Here is a 1,104-nt window from a genome sequence, read left to right as displayed (position 1 = left end):
TGGCTGGACTGCGGGAGCTATCCCAGCGGCAGCAGCTGCAGCGGCCACAGCAGCCTCCTGTTGTTGTTGCTGCTGCTTTGCAAATCGTGGGTCTTTGCGATGGAAAGCCGGTCTTGCTGGTGCCGGTACAGGGGCTTGTTGTGCCTGAGCTTGCGCTGGTGGAACAGGCGAAGCTCCAGTAGCTGCTGCAGGGGGCGCTGGAGAAGACAGAGGGGGTGCCGGAGACCCACTTAAGGTATTACTACTAGTCCGCTGAATGGTCCGGGGCTCACTACCAACAGTAGCACCAAAAGCCAAAGGACGATTTCTCTGAGAAGGGGAGCGGGGTTGGTCTCGTGGCCCACCTTGACGAAAGTCAGATCTAGAAGAAGACCGACTAACTTCAAGACCGCCGGCTGGGGGATAAAGGTGCTCCCTGTCTCTATCCCGGTCTCGCTCACGATCGATATCACGATCGCGATGAAAGGTTCTTTCTGCTTGTGAAGGAGCTGGGATATCTCTATCTCGATCACGGGAAATTGACCTGTCCTGGCGAGGAGGAGGGACAGCAGCGTCTCGTTCACGTGGATGGTAAGGGCGATCTTGTGCTGGGTTTGGCCCGTCACGATCACGAAATGGGCGTTCATCAGCTGCGGCGGTCGCATTTTCAGCCAAGCTACTGTATGAACCCCCTCCTCCCAGGCTGCTGTAAGAACTCAACCGCTGTGGTGGCGCCGTTGGCTTCAAGCTCGGTAAAGGCGGTTCATGGTGAGCATGCCCAGCAGATTCAAGTGGTTTGCTGGTTCCAGGAGATTTGGGATAGGGAGAAGTGGGAGGCGGTCCCACCAGGCGATCACGAGGATGAATACTATCTCTGTCCCTCTCTCTATCCCTGGGATGAACATCACGATCCCTGGGATGAACATCTCGGTCTCGGTCAAACTCGCGATCTCTATCCCTGATATCACGGTCCAAGGAGGAGAACGAATTGGTAGGAACACCAACACCAACGCCACCACCCGGAGTGTTTGGTTTTGGTTCTGCAAAGTCAGCTGCGGCAGCACTAAGACCAGTAGACGAGGAAGTTGCGGCCCTGAATCGAGGATCAGTGGGCCGTGAAGGAGG

3 protein-coding genes are annotated in these 1,104 nt (G+C 56.3%); 1 reads left to right on the top strand and 2 read right to left on the bottom strand.

What is annotated here, in order from left to right:
• The coding region (locus V6D20_19715) for a hypothetical protein (GenBank protein ID HEY9818012.1) at window positions 1-182 on the top strand (182 nt) is incomplete at its 5' end.
• Window positions 183-230: 48 nt separating this feature from the next.
• On the opposite strand, the gene V6D20_19710 is transcribed toward V6D20_19715, so the two are convergent.
• Together V6D20_19710 and V6D20_19705 are read right to left on the bottom strand one after the other, a co-directional pair.
• Window positions 231-626: a hypothetical protein gene (locus V6D20_19710; protein HEY9818011.1), complete on the bottom strand. Its 396-nt coding sequence runs from the start codon at window positions 624-626 to the stop codon at window positions 231-233.
• A 96-nt stretch (window positions 627-722) separates the two neighbouring features.
• On the bottom strand, window positions 723-1,104 hold a 382-nt coding region (locus tag V6D20_19705; GenBank protein HEY9818010.1), incomplete at its 5' end, for a hypothetical protein.

Source organism: Candidatus Obscuribacterales bacterium, assembly GCA_036703605.1.
Lineage (GTDB): Bacteria > Cyanobacteriota > Cyanobacteriia > RECH01 > RECH01 > RECH01.
Note: the sequence above shows the minus strand (reverse complement) of the source record. Positions and strands in the feature narration are given on the sequence as shown.

Bases quoted from the DNA above. Each gene is read 5' to 3' on its own strand.
- V6D20_19710 (HEY9818011.1), bottom strand. From the start codon at position 626: ATGAACGCCCATTTCGTGATCGTGACGGGCCAAACCCAGCACAAGATC.